Source organism: Cryobacterium psychrophilum (assembly GCF_004365915.1).
GTDB lineage: Bacteria > Actinomycetota > Actinomycetes > Actinomycetales > Microbacteriaceae > Cryobacterium > Cryobacterium psychrophilum.
Genome location: NZ_SODI01000001.1, coordinates 882,025 through 898,579, shown reverse-complemented (window position 1 = coordinate 898,579; position 16,555 = coordinate 882,025). Strand labels below are relative to the sequence as shown.

16 protein-coding genes are annotated in these 16,555 nt (G+C 64.8%); 14 read left to right on the top strand and 2 right to left on the bottom strand.

What is annotated here, in order from left to right:
* Nucleotides 1–2 precede the first annotated feature (2 nt).
* The 7 genes from EDD25_RS04195 to prfA all read left to right on the top strand — a co-directional run bounded on the left by EDD25_RS04195 (nucleotide 3) and on the right by prfA (nucleotide 9,555).
* Nucleotides 3–758 carry an LmeA family phospholipid-binding protein gene (locus EDD25_RS04195; protein WP_134172172.1) on the top strand — a complete coding sequence of 252 codons (756 nt, stop codon included), beginning with the start codon at nucleotides 3–5 and terminating at the stop codon, nucleotides 756–758.
* A gap of 157 nt (nucleotides 759–915) precedes the next feature.
* Nucleotides 916–2,367 carry a diaminopimelate decarboxylase gene (gene lysA, locus EDD25_RS04190; protein ID WP_134172171.1) on the top strand — a complete coding sequence of 484 codons (1,452 nt, stop codon included), beginning with the start codon at nucleotides 916–918 and terminating at the stop codon, nucleotides 2,365–2,367.
* Nucleotides 2,364–3,698: a homoserine dehydrogenase gene (locus EDD25_RS04185; RefSeq protein WP_134172170.1), complete on the top strand. Its 1,335-nt coding sequence runs from the start codon at nucleotides 2,364–2,366 to the stop codon at nucleotides 3,696–3,698. Before lysA ends, EDD25_RS04185 begins: the two co-directional genes overlap by 4 nt.
* On the top strand, nucleotides 3,698–4,849 hold the full coding sequence (thrC, locus tag EDD25_RS04180; RefSeq protein ID WP_134172169.1) for a threonine synthase: 1,152 nt from the start codon (nucleotides 3,698–3,700) through the stop codon (nucleotides 4,847–4,849). Before EDD25_RS04185 ends, thrC begins: the two co-directional genes overlap by 1 nt.
* Nucleotides 4,846–5,793: a homoserine kinase gene (gene thrB, locus EDD25_RS04175; protein WP_134172168.1), complete on the top strand. Its 948-nt coding sequence runs from the start codon at nucleotides 4,846–4,848 to the stop codon at nucleotides 5,791–5,793. Before thrC ends, thrB begins: the two co-directional genes overlap by 4 nt.
* A gap of 295 nt (nucleotides 5,794–6,088) precedes the next feature.
* The gene (gene rho, locus EDD25_RS04170) at nucleotides 6,089–8,476 is read left to right on the top strand and encodes a transcription termination factor Rho (protein ID WP_134172167.1); all 2,388 of its coding nucleotides are present in this window, start codon (nucleotides 6,089–6,091) and stop codon (nucleotides 8,474–8,476) included.
* Nucleotides 8,476–9,555, top strand: a complete 1,080-nt coding sequence (gene prfA, locus EDD25_RS04165) for a peptide chain release factor 1 (RefSeq protein ID WP_134172166.1) — start codon at nucleotides 8,476–8,478, stop codon at nucleotides 9,553–9,555. Before rho ends, prfA begins: the two co-directional genes overlap by 1 nt.
* A 95-nt stretch (nucleotides 9,556–9,650) precedes the next feature.
* Here the strand turns inward: prfA and epsC are convergent, their stop codons facing one another.
* Together epsC and cysK are read right to left on the bottom strand one after the other, a co-directional pair.
* Nucleotides 9,651–10,241, bottom strand: coding sequence for a serine O-acetyltransferase EpsC (gene epsC / locus EDD25_RS04160; protein ID WP_134172165.1), 591 nt, complete (start codon nucleotides 10,239–10,241; stop codon nucleotides 9,651–9,653).
* A gap of 20 nt (nucleotides 10,242–10,261) precedes the next feature.
* Nucleotides 10,262–11,200: a cysteine synthase A gene (cysK, locus tag EDD25_RS04155; protein ID WP_134172164.1), complete on the bottom strand. Its 939-nt coding sequence runs from the start codon at nucleotides 11,198–11,200 to the stop codon at nucleotides 10,262–10,264.
* Nucleotides 11,201–11,284: 84 nt separating this feature from the next.
* Here cysK and prmC point away from each other — a divergent pair, with 84 nt between their 5' ends.
* The 7 genes from prmC (at nucleotide 11,285) to EDD25_RS04120 (ending at nucleotide 16,552) form a co-directional block, all read left to right on the top strand.
* Entirely contained in the window at nucleotides 11,285–12,196 is a 912-nt protein-coding gene (prmC, locus tag EDD25_RS04150) for a peptide chain release factor N(5)-glutamine methyltransferase (protein ID WP_422386784.1), read from the top strand.
* Nucleotides 12,197–12,245: 49 nt separating this feature from the next.
* Nucleotides 12,246–12,989 (top strand): L-threonylcarbamoyladenylate synthase, encoded by a 744-nt coding sequence (locus EDD25_RS04145; RefSeq protein ID WP_134172163.1) that lies wholly within the window; start codon nucleotides 12,246–12,248, stop codon nucleotides 12,987–12,989.
* A 3-nt stretch (nucleotides 12,990–12,992) separates the two neighbouring features.
* Complete coding sequence (locus EDD25_RS04140) at nucleotides 12,993–14,228, top strand: MraY family glycosyltransferase (RefSeq protein ID WP_134172162.1); 1,236 nt, start codon at nucleotides 12,993–12,995, stop codon at nucleotides 14,226–14,228.
* Complete coding sequence (locus tag EDD25_RS04135; RefSeq protein WP_134172161.1) at nucleotides 14,225–14,695, top strand: Cg1360 family ATP-synthase-associated protein; 471 nt, start codon at nucleotides 14,225–14,227, stop codon at nucleotides 14,693–14,695. The genes EDD25_RS04140 and EDD25_RS04135 overlap by 4 nt, the downstream gene beginning before the upstream one ends.
* A 169-nt stretch (nucleotides 14,696–14,864) precedes the next feature.
* Nucleotides 14,865–15,668 carry a F0F1 ATP synthase subunit A gene (gene atpB, locus EDD25_RS04130; RefSeq protein WP_481764301.1) on the top strand — a complete coding sequence of 268 codons (804 nt, stop codon included), beginning with the start codon at nucleotides 14,865–14,867 and terminating at the stop codon, nucleotides 15,666–15,668.
* A gap of 50 nt (nucleotides 15,669–15,718) precedes the next feature.
* Complete coding sequence (gene atpE / locus EDD25_RS04125; RefSeq protein ID WP_134172159.1) at nucleotides 15,719–15,955, top strand: ATP synthase F0 subunit C; 237 nt, start codon at nucleotides 15,719–15,721, stop codon at nucleotides 15,953–15,955.
* A gap of 30 nt (nucleotides 15,956–15,985) precedes the next feature.
* Complete coding sequence (locus tag EDD25_RS04120; protein ID WP_134175127.1) at nucleotides 15,986–16,552, top strand: F0F1 ATP synthase subunit B; 567 nt, start codon at nucleotides 15,986–15,988, stop codon at nucleotides 16,550–16,552.
* The last annotated feature ends 3 nt before the right edge of the window (nucleotides 16,553–16,555 follow it).

Sequence of the window (16,555 nt, the reverse complement as noted above, 5' to 3'; positions counted from 1 at the left end):
AAATGGCCGGCAAACGCCGCGGTCCCGGCCGCCTCATCATGCTCGTCGTGATGGTGGGGTTGCTCGTCAGTGCTTTTTTTCTCGTCGACTTCGGGTTGCGTGCCTTTGCCGAGGGGCAGGCGGAGAGCCAGATTCGCGATGCCCTCCCGGCGTCGGCGACGGGTGACGTGAACGTGTCCATCGGCGGTGTCTCCGTGATCACCCAGTATGTAACCGGCAGTTTTGACGAGGTGGAGCTCACGGCACCGCGGCTCACGGTCGACGGCGTGCCGGCATCCATTCGTGTCGTGGCCGCCGATGTACAGCCGAAACTGGGCGGCAGCATCGGTCATGTGGTGGCCACCATCGACCTCACGCCCGAGGCGCTCAACAACCTCGCGCACGCCGCAGGCACCCCGCCCGAGACAGAACTCGTGCTCGGGACGGATGAGGTGACCTACACCGGAAACCTCGACGTGCTCGGAATCACGACCGGCTACCTCGCCACCGCGACCCCGTCGACCACCCCCGACTCTCTCCTTTTCACGCCGACCGGCGCGCAGGTGACGACCGAGCTCGGCACCCTCGACCTGAGCGGGATCGTGGCGACCGTGCTGGGGCAGACCCCGATCCGCATCTGCGTGGCGAAATACCTGCCCGCGGAAGTCGCCGTGCGGAGCGCGGATGTCACCCCCGAGCGGGCACGTATTACGCTGGACTCAAGCACACTAGTGCTCACCACGCAGTCGCTCGCCACCCTGGGCACCTGCCCCGGGTGATTTCGGCTCCCACACCCAGGTTCGCTAGAATTCATACCAGCTGGCCCGCATCCTGCGGCTGCAAGCTCGGCTTCAGGGACCAATCCGGGTTCGCTCGCTCGGTATTCCCGCCCGCGCCACACCGCTCGCGCACCCGATCCTTCTGAGGTTTACACTCGTGCCACCGAACCCGCTCGCCCCGGCATGGCTCGCCCTGCCCCCCGACGCCAACGCCCTCGCACCCGGCCTCTGGCCCGCGAACGCCTCACGCACCGCCCTCGGCGAACTCGAGATCGGCGGTGTCAGCGCCTCCGCCCTTGTCGCCGAATTCGGCACGCCTCTCTATGTAGTTGACGAAGCGGATGCCCGCAGTCGCGCCTCCGAGCTGCTGCGCGTCTTTGAGACCGAATTCGCCCGTATCGGCGGCGAGGTGCACGTGTATTACGCCGGCAAGGCGTTCCTGTCGATCGAGATCGCACGCTGGATGCTCGATGCCGGCCTGAACATCGACGTGTGCACCACCGGGGAACTCGCGGTCGCCCTCGCCGCCGGTGCCGACCCCGCCCGCCTCGGCTACCACGGCAACAACAAATCACTCGCGGAGATCGACGAGGCCGCACGCGTGCGCATCGGCTCGCTCGTGATCGACAGCGAAATCGAGATCGCGAGGGTTGCCGCGGCCGCCGCGAGGCACGGGGTCGTTCTCAACGTGCGGCTGCGTGTGAACAGCGGAGTACACGCCTCCACCCACGAATTCCTTGCGACCTCGCATGAAGACCAGAAATTCGGTGTCGTGCTGGGCGACGCTGCGCGGCTCGTTGCCCTCATTCGTGCCGAGAAATCGCTGCGGTTCATCGGTCTGCACTGCCACATCGGCTCGCAGATCTTCGGCGCCGACGGCTTCGCCGAGAGCGCCTCACGGCTGCTCGCGGTGCACGCCGACCTGCTCGATGGCGGCCCGGTTCCCGAGCTCAACCTGGGAGGCGGCTTCGGCATCGCCTATACAAACGCCGACACCCCCACGCCGATCGGGGAGCTGGCTGCGCGACTGGCCGACATTGTCTCCGCCGAGTGCACGCGCCGCGGCATCCCCATACCCACCGTGGCCTTCGAGCCCGGGCGGGTCATCATCGGACCGGCCGGGGCGACACTCTACGAGGTGGGCACGACGAAGCCCGTAGACGTCTCCGGCGACACCCGGCTGTATGTGAGCGTCGACGGTGGCATGAGCGACAACGTGCGTCCGGCGCTCTACGGCGCGGACTATTCCGTTCGCCTGGCCAATCGCGTCTCGTCGGCCGACCCCGTACTCGTGCGCCTGGCCGGCAAGCACTGCGAGAGCGGCGACATTGTGGTGAGTGCCGACTACCTTCCCGGCGATGTCGCCCCCGGCGATCTCGTGGCGGTTCCGGCGACGGGCGCGTACTGCTGGTCGCTCGCCAACAACTACAACTACCTGGGCCGCGCGCCCGTCGTCGCTGTTTCGGGCGGGCAGGCCCGCGTGCTCGTGCGCGGCGAAACAATCGCCGACTTGCTGGCGCGCGATGCTGGCTGGGGCCACGACCAGCGCGTAGACACGACCAACAACAGTGGCTCGACCACCGCACATGATGGAGGAACCACCCGATGATCGAATACCGCAACCTGCGAGTCGCCCTGCTGGGCGGCGGCTCCGTAGGCGCCCAGGTCGCTCGCCTGCTCCTCGAGCAGCGCGACGAACTGGCCGGCAGAGTGGGCGCAAGCCTCGAACTGGTGGGCATCGCCGTGCGCGACGTGAACGCCGAGCGCACCGTGGACCTGCCCAAGGAACTCTTCACCACGGATGCCGAATCCCTCATTCTCGGCGCCGACGTCGTGATCGAGCTCATGGGCGGCATCGAACCGGCCCGCAGCTACATTCTGCTCGCCATCAATTCCGGCGCAGACGTCGTGACAGCGAATAAGGCGCTGCTCGCCGAGCACGGCGCGGAGCTCTTCGCTGCCGCCGACCAGGTCGGCGCCCAGCTCAACTACGAGGCCGCCGTTGCCGGGGCGATCCCCATCCTGCGCCCCCTGCGCGAAAGCCTCGCCGGCGACCGCGTCGTTCGCATCCTCGGCATCGTTAACGGCACGACGAACTACATCCTCGACCGCATGGACGAAGCGGGAGACTCCCTCGAAGAAGCACTCGCTTCGGCCACGGCCCTCGGCTATGCGGAGGCCGACCCGACCGCCGATGTCGGAGGGTACGACGCCGCCCAGAAGGCGGCCATTCTGGCCAGCCTGGCTTTTCACACGACGGTGCCGCTCGAATCCGTTTACCGGGAGGGCATCACGTCTGTGACGCCGGCCCAGATCGAATCGGCGCGCAAGGCCGGCTACGTCGTGAAGCTGCTCGCCATCTGTGAGCGTTTCACGGACGAGCACGGTGTCGATGGGGTCTCGGCGCGGGTGTATCCCGCCATGGTGCCGCGCAGCCACCCGCTCGCGGCGGTGCACGGCGCCAACAACGCGGTGTTCGTCGAGGCTGAAGCGGCCGGCAGCCTGATGTTCTACGGCGCCGGCGCCGGGGGAGTGGAGACGGCTTCGGCCGTTCTCGGTGACCTCGTGTCCCTGGCACGTCGCCATGTGGCCGGCGGCCCCGGTGTCGCGGCTTCAAGCCACGCCGAGCTCCCGGTTTTCGACATCGGCAGTGTGATGACGCGGTATGCGGTCACCCTTGAGGTCACCGACGAGCCCGGCGTGCTCGCCGAGGTTGCCAGCGTGTTCAGCGACCACCACGTGTCGCTCGCGCTGGTGGAACAGTCCATGACCCCTGCTGTCGCCAAGACCGTGAGTCGTGCGGCCGTGTCCGCCACGGCTACCCTTGTGATCGGAACACACGACGCCACGGAAGCCGCACTTGCCGCTACCGTGCGCGATCTCGCGGCCAACCGTTTTGTCACCACCGTCGCATCCGTTTTGAGAGTTGAAGGAGTCTGATGTCCGTCGTACGAGAGACCAGCCTGAAGTCGTCCAGCGCGGACGAGTCCGTTCTGGCCGCAGTCAAGTCACCCCCATCGCGGCAGTGGCGCGGGGTGCTGCGTGAATACGCGGATCGACTCAATGTCACCGACGCCACGCCCATCATCACCCTGGGCGAGGGTGGCACGCCGCTCATCCCCGCACCGGCGCTCTCCGCCCGCACGGGTGCGAAGGTGTGGATCAAGTTCGAGGGCATGAACCCCACCGGTTCGTTCAAGGACCGCGGCATGACCATGGCTATCTCGAAGGCGATGGAGGACGGCGCCAAGGCCGTCATCTGCGCCTCGACCGGTAATACCTCGGCGTCTGCCGCGGCCTACGCCACGCACGCCGGCATCACCGCCGCGGTGCTCGTGCCCGAGGGCAAGATCGCCATGGGCAAGCTCAGCCAGGCTGTGGCGCATAACGCCCAGCTGCTTCAGGTGCAGGGCAACTTCGACGACTGCCTCGACATCGCCCGCGATCTCGCCGCAAACTACCCGGTTCACCTCGTGAACTCGGTGAACCCCGACCGCATCGAGGGCCAGAAGACGGCCGCGTTCGAGGTTGTCGAGGTTCTCGGCGACGCCCCCGACTTCCACTTCGTTCCCGTGGGCAACGCTGGAAACTACACGGCGTACCACCGCGGCTACAGCGAAGAGGTGGCGCGCGGCGCCACCACAAAGCTCCCGCGCATGTTCGGCTTCCAGGCCTCCGGCAGCGCACCCATCGTGCTCGGACACCGCGTCGAGAACCCCGACACGATTGCGAGCGCCATCCGCATCGGCAATCCGGCATCGTGGGATCTCGCGATCAAGGCCCGCGCCGACAGCGACGGCTACTTCGGGGCCATCACCGACGCCAAGATCCTCGAAGCGCATCGCATCCTCTCCGCTGAGGTGGGCATCTTCGTTGAACCGGCCTCCGCCATCGGCGTGGCCGGCCTGCTCGAACGCTCAGAGGCTGGCCTCATTCCCGCCGGCGCGACGATTGTTATCACCGTCACCGGCCACGGTTTGAAAGACCCGCAGTGGGCCCTTCGCACCGCCGACGGTTCCGACGTGACGCCCACGATTGTGCCCGTCGACACCGCCGAAGTTGCCAGCGTTCTTGGGCTGGGCAAAGCATGAGCGAGACACCCTCGTTTGCCGGCCGAGCCGTAACGGTTCAGGTTCCGGCCACCACGGCGAACCTCGGACCGGGCTTCGACACGCTCGGTCTCGCCCTGGCCCAGTATGACCACCTCGAAGTGCGCGTGCGCGACGAACCCGGCGTCACCGTTGAGGTGCACGGTGTGGGGGAGGGTGAGGTTCCGACCGACGAAACCAACCTCGTCGTGCGAGCGATCGCGCACACCTTCGCCGCCTATGGGCAGCGGATGCCCGGCCTCAACCTGATCGCGCAGAATGTGATTCCGCATGGCCGGGGTCTCGGATCATCGGGTGCGGCAATCGTGTCGGGCATTCTCGCGGCCAAGGGGCTGCTGGAGGGAATCGTCGACCTCGACGCCGAAGCGCTGCTTGCCCTCGCCACCGAAATGGAGGGGCATCCCGACAACGTGGCCCCCGCTCTGTTCGGCGGTCTGACCATTGCGTGGATGACCCCCGAGGGTCCCAAGCACAAGAAGCTCATGGTGCACCGCGGTGTGAAGCCGCTCGTCTTCGTGCCGGAGCACGTGATGTCCACGGCGCTGGCCCGCAGCCTGCAGCCGGAGTCGGTGCCCCACGAAGACGCCGTCTTCAACCTGTCACGGTCGGCGCTGCTGATTGCGGCGCTCATCCAGAGCCCAGAGCTTCTGCTCACCGCCACGGAAGACAAGCTGCACCAGAGTTACCGTGCCACGGCCATGCCGGAGACGAATCGCCTCATCTCGCTGCTGCGTGAGCACGGTTTCGCTGCCGTTGTCTCCGGTGCCGGACCATCGATTCTCGTGCTCGCGAGCGACCCGGGGCAGCGCCTCGTCGCCGCCGAGCTCGTGGCGAAGGAATCAGAAACGCCCTGGCGGGCTCTGATGCTCGCCGTGGACTTTCAGGGTGCGACCGTCGCGCCGATTGTCAGCGACGCGGCCGCGTAGCTCGAACGTGGGGCGTCTCGAAGCGGTAGTACCGCGTCGAGGCGCCCCTCGGTGCCTTTTCGCGGCGTGCGGAAGTGTTAGAGTGGCTGCGTACCCGATAGAAACCGCGATAACTGCGACCTCTTCTCCGGTGCATTCCCTGTAACTCACTGCTATTGCGTCGTTAGACCGTGGCTGTGTGTGTTCACACCAATCCCCCTCATTTGTCGGATTGGTTCACTCGCAGCGCGATCAGTCGCTGCACACATCTCTCCTGGCACGTTCTGTATGGCGTCAGGGGAAAGGAACCCCCTTCGTGACCGATGTCAATCTCCGTTCCACTGGTACGGACACTTCTCGCCTGAACACTCTCCGCGTCGCCGAGCTGCAAGCTCTGGCCGGCGGACTGGGTATCCAGGGCGCATCCAAACTTCGTAAAGGAGAACTCGTGGACGCCATCGCTGCGCAACAAGCCAAGGTCGCCGATGAGGGCGTCGCAGTAGACACCACCAGTACCAACGATGTACCGGTCGACGCTCCCGTCGACGCCCCCGCGGACAAAGACGCCCCGGTCCACGAGGCGCCGGCAGCGCCCGTCGTCGCTGACGCTCCGGTTCAGGACGCCCCTGTTGCCGCAGCGGAGTCGGCGCCGACCGCCCCGCGCAAGCGCGCACCGCGTCGTGCCAGCTCCGCAACGGCAGCGCCGGCTGTTTCTCCGGCTGACGGCCTCGGACTGCTCGGAATCATCCTTCCGGAAGCCAAGCCCACCGTCACGTCCAACGACGTTGACGCCGGCTCCGACGAGAAGCCCGCACGCCAGACACGCAAGCGCGGCGTTCGCGTTGCCCCCATCGACCGGGGTGAGGCCGACGGCGTCGTCAGCGACACGGTCGACGCTGTTGCGAACTCGGAGGCACCCGCGGCCGAGGCTTCCGTGACCGACGCTCCCGCGACCGGATCGCGTCGTAACTCGCGCCGCGCCTCGTCGCAGCGCCCCAAGGTTGCTCAGGACGAAACTCCGGTACAGGCCGCGCCTGCGGAGACCGTTTCCGCGCAGGACACGGACGTTCAGGCCGAAGAACCCGAGCAGGAGCAGCCTCGTCAGGGCCGCAGCCGCAACCGCAGCCGCGGTGGAGATCGCACTCAGGCTGCCGATCGCAACGCCCAGCCCGAGCGCACCACCCAGGGCCAGGATCGTGCCCAGGGCCAGGGCCAGGGCCAGGGCCGTAACCAGGCCCAGGACCGTAACCAGGCGCAGGACAGTAATCAGGCCCAGGACCGCAACCAGAACGATCGCAACCAGGGCGCCCAGGACGACGGTAACCGCCAGCAGAACCAGCGCCAGCAGAACAACCGCAACCAGGGCGGCCAGAACGATCGCAACCAGGGTGGTCAGAACGACCGCAGCCAGCAGGACCGTAACCAGGGTCCTGACCGCACGGGACTGGACGACGACATCAACGGCCGCGGCAACCGGAACCGCTACCGCGACCGCAAGCGCCGCGGACCGAACGCCGGCGAGGAACTCGAGCCGGAGGTCAACGACGATGATGTTCTCATCCCCGTCGCTGGAATCCTTGACGTGCTCGACAACTACGCCTTCGTGCGTACGTCCGGGTACCTGCCGGGCGCGAGCGACGTGTACGTTTCCCTCGGCCAGGTCAAGAAGTACAACCTGCGCAAGGGTGACGCCGTGGTCGGCTCCATTCGCCAGCCGCACGAGGGTGACCAGAGCGGTCGCCAGAAGTACAACGCGATCGTCAAGGTTGACTCGATCAACGGTCTGACCGTCGAAGAAGCCGCCACCCGCGTGGAGTTCCAGAAGCTCACGCCCCTGTACCCGCAGGAACGACTCCGCCTCGAAACCGAGTCCGGCAAGGTCACCCAGCGCATCATCGACCTCGTCGCCCCGATCGGCAAGGGCCAGCGCGGTCTCATCGTCGCCCCGCCCAAGGCCGGCAAGACCATCGTCATGCAGCAGATTGCGAACGCCATCGCGACGAACAACCCCGAGGTCCACCTCATGGTTGTCCTGGTCGATGAGCGTCCGGAAGAAGTCACCGACATGCAGCGCACCGTCAAGGGTGAGGTCATTGCCTCCACCTTCGACCGCCCGGCAGAAGACCACACCACGGTCGCGGAGCTCGCCATTGAGCGCGCCAAACGTCTGGTGGAGCTGGGCCACGACGTCGTCGTGCTGCTGGACTCCATCACCCGACTGGGCCGCGCGTACAACCTCGTCGCCCCGGCATCGGGACGCATCCTGTCCGGCGGCGTCGACGCATCCGCTCTCTACCCGCCGAAGCGTTTCTTCGGCGCGGCGCGCAACATCGAAAACGGTGGCTCGCTCACCATTCTCGCCTCGGCACTCGTTGAGACCGGTTCCAAGATGGATGAGGTCATCTTCGAGGAGTTCAAGGGCACCGGAAACATGGAGCTTCGCCTGTCCCGCCACCTGGCGGACAAGCGCATCTTCCCGGCCGTTGATGTGAACGCATCGGGCACCCGCCGCGAAGAAATGCTCATGAGCGCCGACGAGGTCAAGGTCACCTGGAAGCTGCGTCGCGCCCTCGCCGGCTTGGAGCAGCAGCAGGCGCTTGAGCTCATCCTCGGTCGTCTCAAGGAAACCGCCTCGAACGTCGAATTCCTCGCCCAGGTGCAGAAGTCGATGCCGACCCTGAGCGGGTCGGACAAGGATCGCTAATGTTCGAATCCGTCCTTACCCTGCTGGCTGAGCACGACGACCTACAGTCGCAGTTGGCGGATCCGGAACTGCACGCGAATCCGGTCCGTTCCAAGAAGGTCAACCGGCGCTACGCCGAGCTCAGTCGCGTCATAGCCGCGTACCACGAGTGGAAAGCGGTCAGCGACAACCTCGACGCCGCTCGCGAACTCGCGGAGGAGGATTCGGCATTCGCTGAAGAGATCCCGGAGCTCACGAAACAGCTGGAGATCACGGCCGAAAAGCTGCGTCGCCTGCTGATCCCGCGTGACGAACTCGACGCGCGTGACGTGATCATGGAGATCAAGATGGGGGAGGGCGGTGCGGAATCCGCGCTGTTCGCCGCTGATCTGCTGCGCATGTACCTGCACTATGCAGAGTCGAAGCGCTGGAAGACCGAGGTCATCGAGCAGACCTCGAGCGACCTGGGCGGAATCAAGGACATCCAGCTCGCGATCAAGGGCAATTCGAGCGACCCTGCCGAGGGCGTGTGGGCACACCTGAAATACGAAGGTGGCGTGCACCGTGTTCAGCGCGTGCCGGCGACCGAGTCCCAGGGACGCATCCACACCTCGGCGGCGGGTGTTCTCGTCTTCCCCGAGGTCGATGAGCCCGAAGAAGTCGAAATCAGCGCGAACGACCTGAAGATCGACGTCTACCGTTCGAGCGGCCCCGGCGGCCAGTCGGTCAACACCACCGACTCCGCCGTTCGCATCACCCACTTGCCCACGGGCATCGTGGTGGCGATGCAGAACGAGAAGAGCCAGCTTCAGAACAAGGAAGCGGGCATGCGGGTTCTGCGTGCCCGGGTTCTGGCCCGGCAGCAGGAAGAGATCGACGCTGCGGCGAGCCTGGTTCGTAAGGGTCAGATTCGCACGATGGATCGCTCAGAGCGCATTCGCACGTACAACTTCCCGGAAAACCGTATTGCCGATCACCGCACGGGCTACAAGGCCTACAATCTGGATGCCGTCATGAACGGTGCCCTGCACGCGGTCATCGAGTCCTGCATCACGGCCGACGAGGAAACCCGTCTCGCCGAGCTGGGCGATCCGGAGTAACAACAGCCCAGATGCCTGCACAGACCAGTGGGCCCCGGTGAAAGCCGGGGTCCACTGGTCTGTGCAGGCGCGGCACGCTGTGCCGGTCGGGCTGGTCAGACCGAGTAGTCCTCCGGCCAGCAGACCCCGCCGCGGGCCGATTCCGTCGTTGCCGGCTTTACTGGCCGCACCTTCGCCGGGAGACCCACAAGAAGCGAATACGGCGGGGCGTCCTTGGTTACGACCGAATTCGCTCCGATTGTGCTTCCCTCCCCGATGGTGATGTCGCCGAGTACCTTCGCGCCGGCACCCACCGTGACACCGTCGCCGAGGGTGGGGTGTCTTTTATCCCCGGGCTTCACGCCATGGCGGCTCTTGCCGCCGAGAGTCACGCTGTGGTAGAGCATGACGTCATCACCGAGAATCGCGGTCTCGCCAATGACGACACCCATGCCGTGATCGATGAACAGTCGACGCCCGATGGTGGCTCCGGGATGAATCTCGATGCCCGTCAGAAAACGGGCGAACTGCGAAAGCAGACGGGCCCCCAAGTAAAAACCCCTCGTCCACAACCGGTGGGCGATGCGGTACGTCCACACCGCGTGCAGGCCGCTGTAGGCGAGAAAGACCTCCGCGTCGCTGCGTGATGCGGGGTCGTGTCGGCGCGCGTTCGCAATATCTTCGCGAACACGCGCCACCACGGTCATCTCAGGAATACTCGGCTGACCTAATCCAGGAGGTCTTCGTACAGGACCGTCGAAATGTACCGCTCCCCGAAGCCGGGAACGATCACCACGATCGTCTTGCCGGCGTTCTCGGCCAGCTTGGCCTGCTCCAGAGCGGCCCAGACGGCCGCTCCACCGGAAATGCCGGCGAGGATGCCTTCCTGGCGAGCGAGCGAGCGCGCCGTGGCGAGGGAATCGGCAAGGGTCACATCGGTGACGGAGTCATACACGGTGCGGTCGAGGGTTTCTGGCACGAAGTTCGCACCCAGCCCCTGGATCTTGTGCGGGCCGGGCTTACCGCCGGTGAGGATGGGGGAGTCGATCGGCTCAACACCCACCACGACGACCGAGCTCTTGCGCTCCTTCAGAAGCGCTCCGGTTCCGCTGATCGTACCGCCGGTGCCGATACCGGAAACCAGGATGTCCACGGCGCCGTCGGTGTCGTTCCAAATCTCCACACCGGTCGTCGCGCGGTGGATAGCAGGGTTGGCGGGGTTGGTGAACTGGCTCGCGAGGATCGCACCCGGGGTGGACGCCACAATGGAATTGGCGGTCTCCACGGCGCCGCGCATGCCGTCGGCACCGCTCGTGAGCACGATTTCCGCTCCGTACGCGCGCATCACCACGCGGCGTTCCTTGCTCATGGTCTCCGGCATGGCCAGGATCACCTTGTAGCCGCGAGCGGCGCCCACCATGGCCAGCGCGATGCCCGTGTTGCCACTGGTGGCCTCAACGATGGTCCCGCCCGGCTGCAGCGAGCCATCCGCTTCGGCAGCGTCGACAATGGCGACACCGATGCGGTCCTTCACGCTGCTGGACGGGTTGTAGAACTCGAGCTTCAGCAGAACAGTTGCATCAAGGCCGGTCGTCAGACGATTGAGCTGGACGAGCGGGGTTCCACCGACGGCCTTCGTGATGTCAGCGTAAATTTTCTGGGGCATTCGGAGTCAACTTTCACTCGGGGGCAGTGGCCGTGTTCAGCCTACGGGCAGTGGGGCGCTTAGGGGAGTGCGGTAGATTTCACTGTGACCTTTCCCGTAATAGAGCCAAGCAACCGCGACGAGCCGGGTATTCCCGCAGACATAGATTCTCTGCGAGAACAGCTCATTGACCGGCTCTCCCTCGCGGGCATCGCCGATGCCGGAGTCGACGCCGACCTGCTGATCGGCCACGTACTCGCCCAGAGTCGGGGGCAGGTGCAGGCCGCCGGCATCCTCCGCAAACCGCTGGCCGAAGCGGATGCCGTGGCGATCCTCGAACTCGCCGCTCGTCGTGCCAGCCGCGAACCCCTGCAGCACATCACCGGCCGTGCCCCCTTCCGTGCCCTCAACCTCCGCGTCGGCCCCGGCGTGTTCGTGCCGCGCCCCGAAACGGAGCAAGTCGCCCAGCTCGCTATCGATGCCCTGCGGTCGATGCCCGATCCCGAACCGATCGCCGTGGACCTCGGTACCGGAAGCGGAGCGATCGCGCTCTCGCTCGCCACCGAGGTTCCACACGCCAGGGTGTGGGCGGTCGAGAACTCGCCAGAGGCCTTCGAATGGACCAGCCGCAATTTCGTCGAGGTCGGCGCAGCGAACGCCACGCTCGCCTTCGGTGACTTGGCCGACGCGTTCACGGACCTCGATGGCACCGTCGCCGTGGTCATCTCGAACCCCCCCTACATTCCCGCGGATGCCATTCCCCGCGACCCCGAGGTTCGCCTGTTCGACCCCGCCCGTGCGCTGTTCGGCGGAACGGACGGGCTCGACATCGTTCGGCAGGTTTCGCACACGGCGCTGCGCCTGCTGCGCGCGGGCGGCGTGCTCGTGATCGAGCACGGGGAACTGCAGGGCGCTGAAATTCGCCAGATCCTCACCGACGACGGCTGGCGTGCCCCGGCGACGCACCGCGATTACACGACCAGGGACCGGGCCACGACCGCCATCCGCAACACCTAGCCCGCGCTCACGCCGAAGCGTCAGGGTACCTCCGCTAGAATTGAAGGAAATGACACGCATCTACAATTGCTCGGTCGAAGCGGAATACGCCGCCGGCATGAGAATGGCCCTCTCGGCGATCGGTCGCAGCGCTCTCGTCGTCATCCCGACCGACACCGTGTACGGCATTGCCGCTGACGCCTTCAGCCCGGGGGCCGTCCAAAACCTCCTCGACGCCAAGGGTCGCGGGCGCACGTCCCCGCCGCCCGTGCTGATTCCCGCTGTGACCACAATGGATGCCCTCGCCGTGGGGATCCCCGAGCCGGTTCGTGACCTGGTCGCAAAGTTCTGGCCGGGCGGACTGACCGTCATTCTCAACGCGCAGCCGTCCCTCGTGTGGGACCTCGGCGAGACACGGGGAACCGTTGCGTTGCGCATGCCGAGCAACCAGGTGGCCCTCGATGTGCTCAAGGAGACGGGGCCGCTCGCGGTCTCGTCGGCCAACCTGAGCGGCCAGCCCGCCGCCGTCGACGCCCAATCCGCCGAAGCCGCGCTCGGCGACCGCGTGGCCGTCTACCTCGACGGGGGAGTGGCCGGTGAGTCCTACGAGGCGGATGCCGGGGCATCCGTTAACTTGTCGTCAACGATCGTGGACGCCACGGGCTTCGACTCGAACGGCGGCAGGTTGCATATCGTGCGGGACGGCGTCGTGAGCCGGGCAGCGATCGAGGCCGTGATCGGTGACGCTCTCGCCCCCAAGGATGAGCCAGAGCCAGAACTCGACGTGCCGCGCGACCCCAGCAATCGCGACTGACCCATGACTATTTTCATGCTGCTCGCGCTGGTATCGGCGCTCGTGACCTTTGGGTTGTCCATCGTCGTCTATAAGTTGAGCCATCGCTACCAGCTGTACCCCCAGGTCCGCGACAGGGACGTGCACACGCGGCCCACTCCGCGCCTCGGCGGGATCGCCATGTTCCTGGGTATTCTGTTCGCCTTCGGAGTCGCATATCTGGCGTCGTCACAGTTTCCGCCGCTGCAACTCGTGTTCGCCGATCCGGAGCAGATCCTCGCCATCCTCGGGGCGGCGCTGCTCATCGTGCTCGTCGGTGTCGCCGACGATTTGTGGGACCTGGACTGGATGACCAAACTGGCCGGCCAGTTCATCGCGGCGGGTCTCGTGGCCTGGCAGGGCGTGCAGATCTACTCGCTGCCCATCGGCGGGCTCACCGTGGGTAGCGGCTGGATGTCGATCGTGTTCACTGTCGTGGCCATCGTCGTTGTCATGAACATGATCAACTTCATCGATGGGCTCGACGGTCTGGTCACGGGTGTTGCCCTCATCGCCAACGGTGTCTTCTTCGTCTACAGCTACCTGCTCGTGCGTGACACCTCTCCCACCAACTACTTCAATCTCGCCTCGCTGATCGCCGCCATCCTTGTGGGCGCCTGTGTGGGATTCCTTCCGCTCAACTGGCACCCGGCCCGCATGTTCATGGGCGACGCCGGGGCGCTCCTCGTCGGATTGCTCATGGCCACCTCGGCGATCGCCATCACGGGCCAGGTCGACCCCACCGCGGTCAATCGCTCCCAGCTCATCCCCGCCTTCATTCCCATCCTGCTTCCCGTGGCAATTCTCATCATCCCGCTCCTGGACTTCGGGCTTGCGGTGTTCCGTCGCGTACGAGCAGGCAAGTCTCCCTTCAGCGCCGACCGCAAACATCTGCACCACAGGCTGCTCGACATGGGCCACTCGCACCTGCATGCCGTGCTCATCTTCTACGGCTGGACGGCGGCCGCGTCGGTGGGATGCCTGCTGTACTTCGTGCTCCCCGGCTACCTGGGCCTGCCCACGTGGTACGCCACGGTCTTTCTCGTCGTCGCCCTGATCATCTGCACCATGGTGACCCTCGCGCCGCTGAGCAGACGCAAGGCAGGCGAGCGGGAAAGTCAGCTCTACCCCAGCAGCGCCCCCCAAACCGAAGAAATCGCCCAACTCGACCCTCTTGATGAGGCCGCGCAGACTGTGAAGCCTGCCGAGGAGACCGCATGACAAGCCCGACCCTGCCCCCGCAGCCCACGTCCATCCCCATTCTCCGGCGAATCCTCGTCTACGGGGGATTCCTCGCGCTCGGCATTGCCGTCGTCGGCGCCGTCGTCGGCGGCCTCGTCGAAGGCTCCATCGGCGTGGTGAGTGCCCTGGTTGGAACTGCCATGGCGGTTGTGTTCATGGGCATCACGGCCGGGAGCATCCTGCTGGCCAATCGCTTTGCCGGACGTGAAGCCGCCATTGGTGCATTCTTCGGAATCGTCATGGGCGGGTGGCTGCTCAAATTCGTGGTTTTCCTGGTCCTCATGGTGCTGCTGCGCGACCAGGCCTGGATCTCACCGATCGTGCTGTTCCTGAGCATTGTTGCCGGAGTCATCGGCTCCCTCGTCGTCGACGCGGTCGTCGTAATGAAGAGCCGAATGAGTTACGTGAGTGACGTCACCCTGCCCCCAGCACCCGCTGACGAGTGACACGGGAACTCATGCGGTGTCTCGATTCGTTGCAGGGCCGGATTTCCGGTAGGGTGAACACCGATCCCCCCTGGTTTGCAGCTCTTCTACAGCGTCGTAAACCCGTCCCACATTCGTCGAAGCGCGAGCAGAGCTCACCGCCCCGAAACAGGAGAAAGCGCTGCTAAAAATCGCCGTAAACCTGCTGGTCCCGTCTGCAAGTAGTGACGGTGACTTCATTGGTCCATCCATCAACGAGTTCTTTCCTGATGTGATCTTCTTCGCGGATACCCCGTTCGAGATGAACCGAATCATCCTCATCCGCTTTCTTGCGGTTGCGGTCTTGATTCTGTTGTTCTGGATCGGTACCCGAAACATGAAGATCATTCCGACGCGTATGCAGAGCCTGGCCGAAATGGGCTTGGACTTCGTGCGAGTCAACATCGCGGAAGATCTCCTCGGAAAGAAAGACGGCAAGCGTTTCTTGCCGCTTCTCACGACCATTTTCTTTATGGTCCTTTTCATGAATATCACGGGAATTATTCCGTTCCTCAATATCGCCGGCACCTCGGTGATTGGAGTGCCGCTCCTTCTTGGAGTCATCTCCTACGGAGCGTTTATTTACGCCGGCGTCAAGAAGAGCCCGGGTAAATTCTTCAGAAATTCCCTGTTCCCCCCCGGAGTGCCGCCGGGTCTCTACATCATCGTGACGCCGATCGAGTTCATCTCGACCTTCCTGATTCGTCCGGTCACCCTGACGCTTCGACTCATGATGAACATGATCGTCGGCCACCTGCTGTTGGTGCTGTTCTTCAGCGCAACACAGTTCTTCTTCTTCACGGCTGACGGAGGATTCAAGCTCTTCGGAGCTGGAACGCTCGTCTTCGGATTCGCCTTCACCCTCTTCGAGATCCTGATCGCGGTCCTGCAGGCCTACATTTTTGCCCTACTCACCGCCGTCTACATCCAGCTCGCGCTGGCTGAGGAACACTAGACATAGAATTCGGCACTCGCCGCATTCACCCCTTACGGAAGGAAACACACGTGGACGCAACAACCGTTCTCGCGGAAATCAACGGCAACATCGCGACTGTCGGTTATGGCCTCGCAGCCATCGGCCCGGCAATCGGTGTGGGTATCGTCGTCGGAAAGACCATTGAGGGTGTTGCTCGTCAGCCCGAACTGGCCGGCCGCCTTCAGGTCCTGATGTACATTGGTATCGCCTTCACCGAGGCGCTCGCCTTCATCGGCATCGCCACGTACTTCATCTTCACGGCCTAGTCCTCTTTTCTCACTAGTAAAGGAGGCATGATGCTTCACGCAGTAATTGCAGCCGCCGCCACGGAAGAGGCGCAAAACCCCCTCATCCCGGCTGTCTACGACATCATCTGGTCGGCTGTCTGCTTTGTCGTGATTTTGTTCTTCTTCTGGAAGTACGCTCTTCCGAAGATGCAGACGCTTCTTGACAACCGTGCAGAGGCCATCGAGGGCAACATCGCCAAGGCCGACGACGCCCAGCGCAAGGCCGAAGCTGCTCTCGAGCAGTACACGGCTCAGCTCGCTGAGGCTCGCGCCGAAGCTGGACAGATTCGTGACCAGGCACGCACCGACGGCCAGCGCATTGTCGCTGAGCACAAGGACCAGGCCGTGTCAGAGGCCGCTCGCGTCACCGCAAGCGCCAAGGCTCAGATCGAAGCCGAGCGTCAGTCAGCCGTTGTTTCACTTCGTAGTGAAGTGGGAACCCTGGCCATCGACCTGGCATCCGGTGTCATTGGCGAGAGCCTGACCGACGACGCCAAGGCGAGCGCTATTGTCGACCGCTTCCTGGCTGAACTTGAAGCCTCGGAGAACGCTGCCGAGACAGCAGGGAAGAAGTAGTCA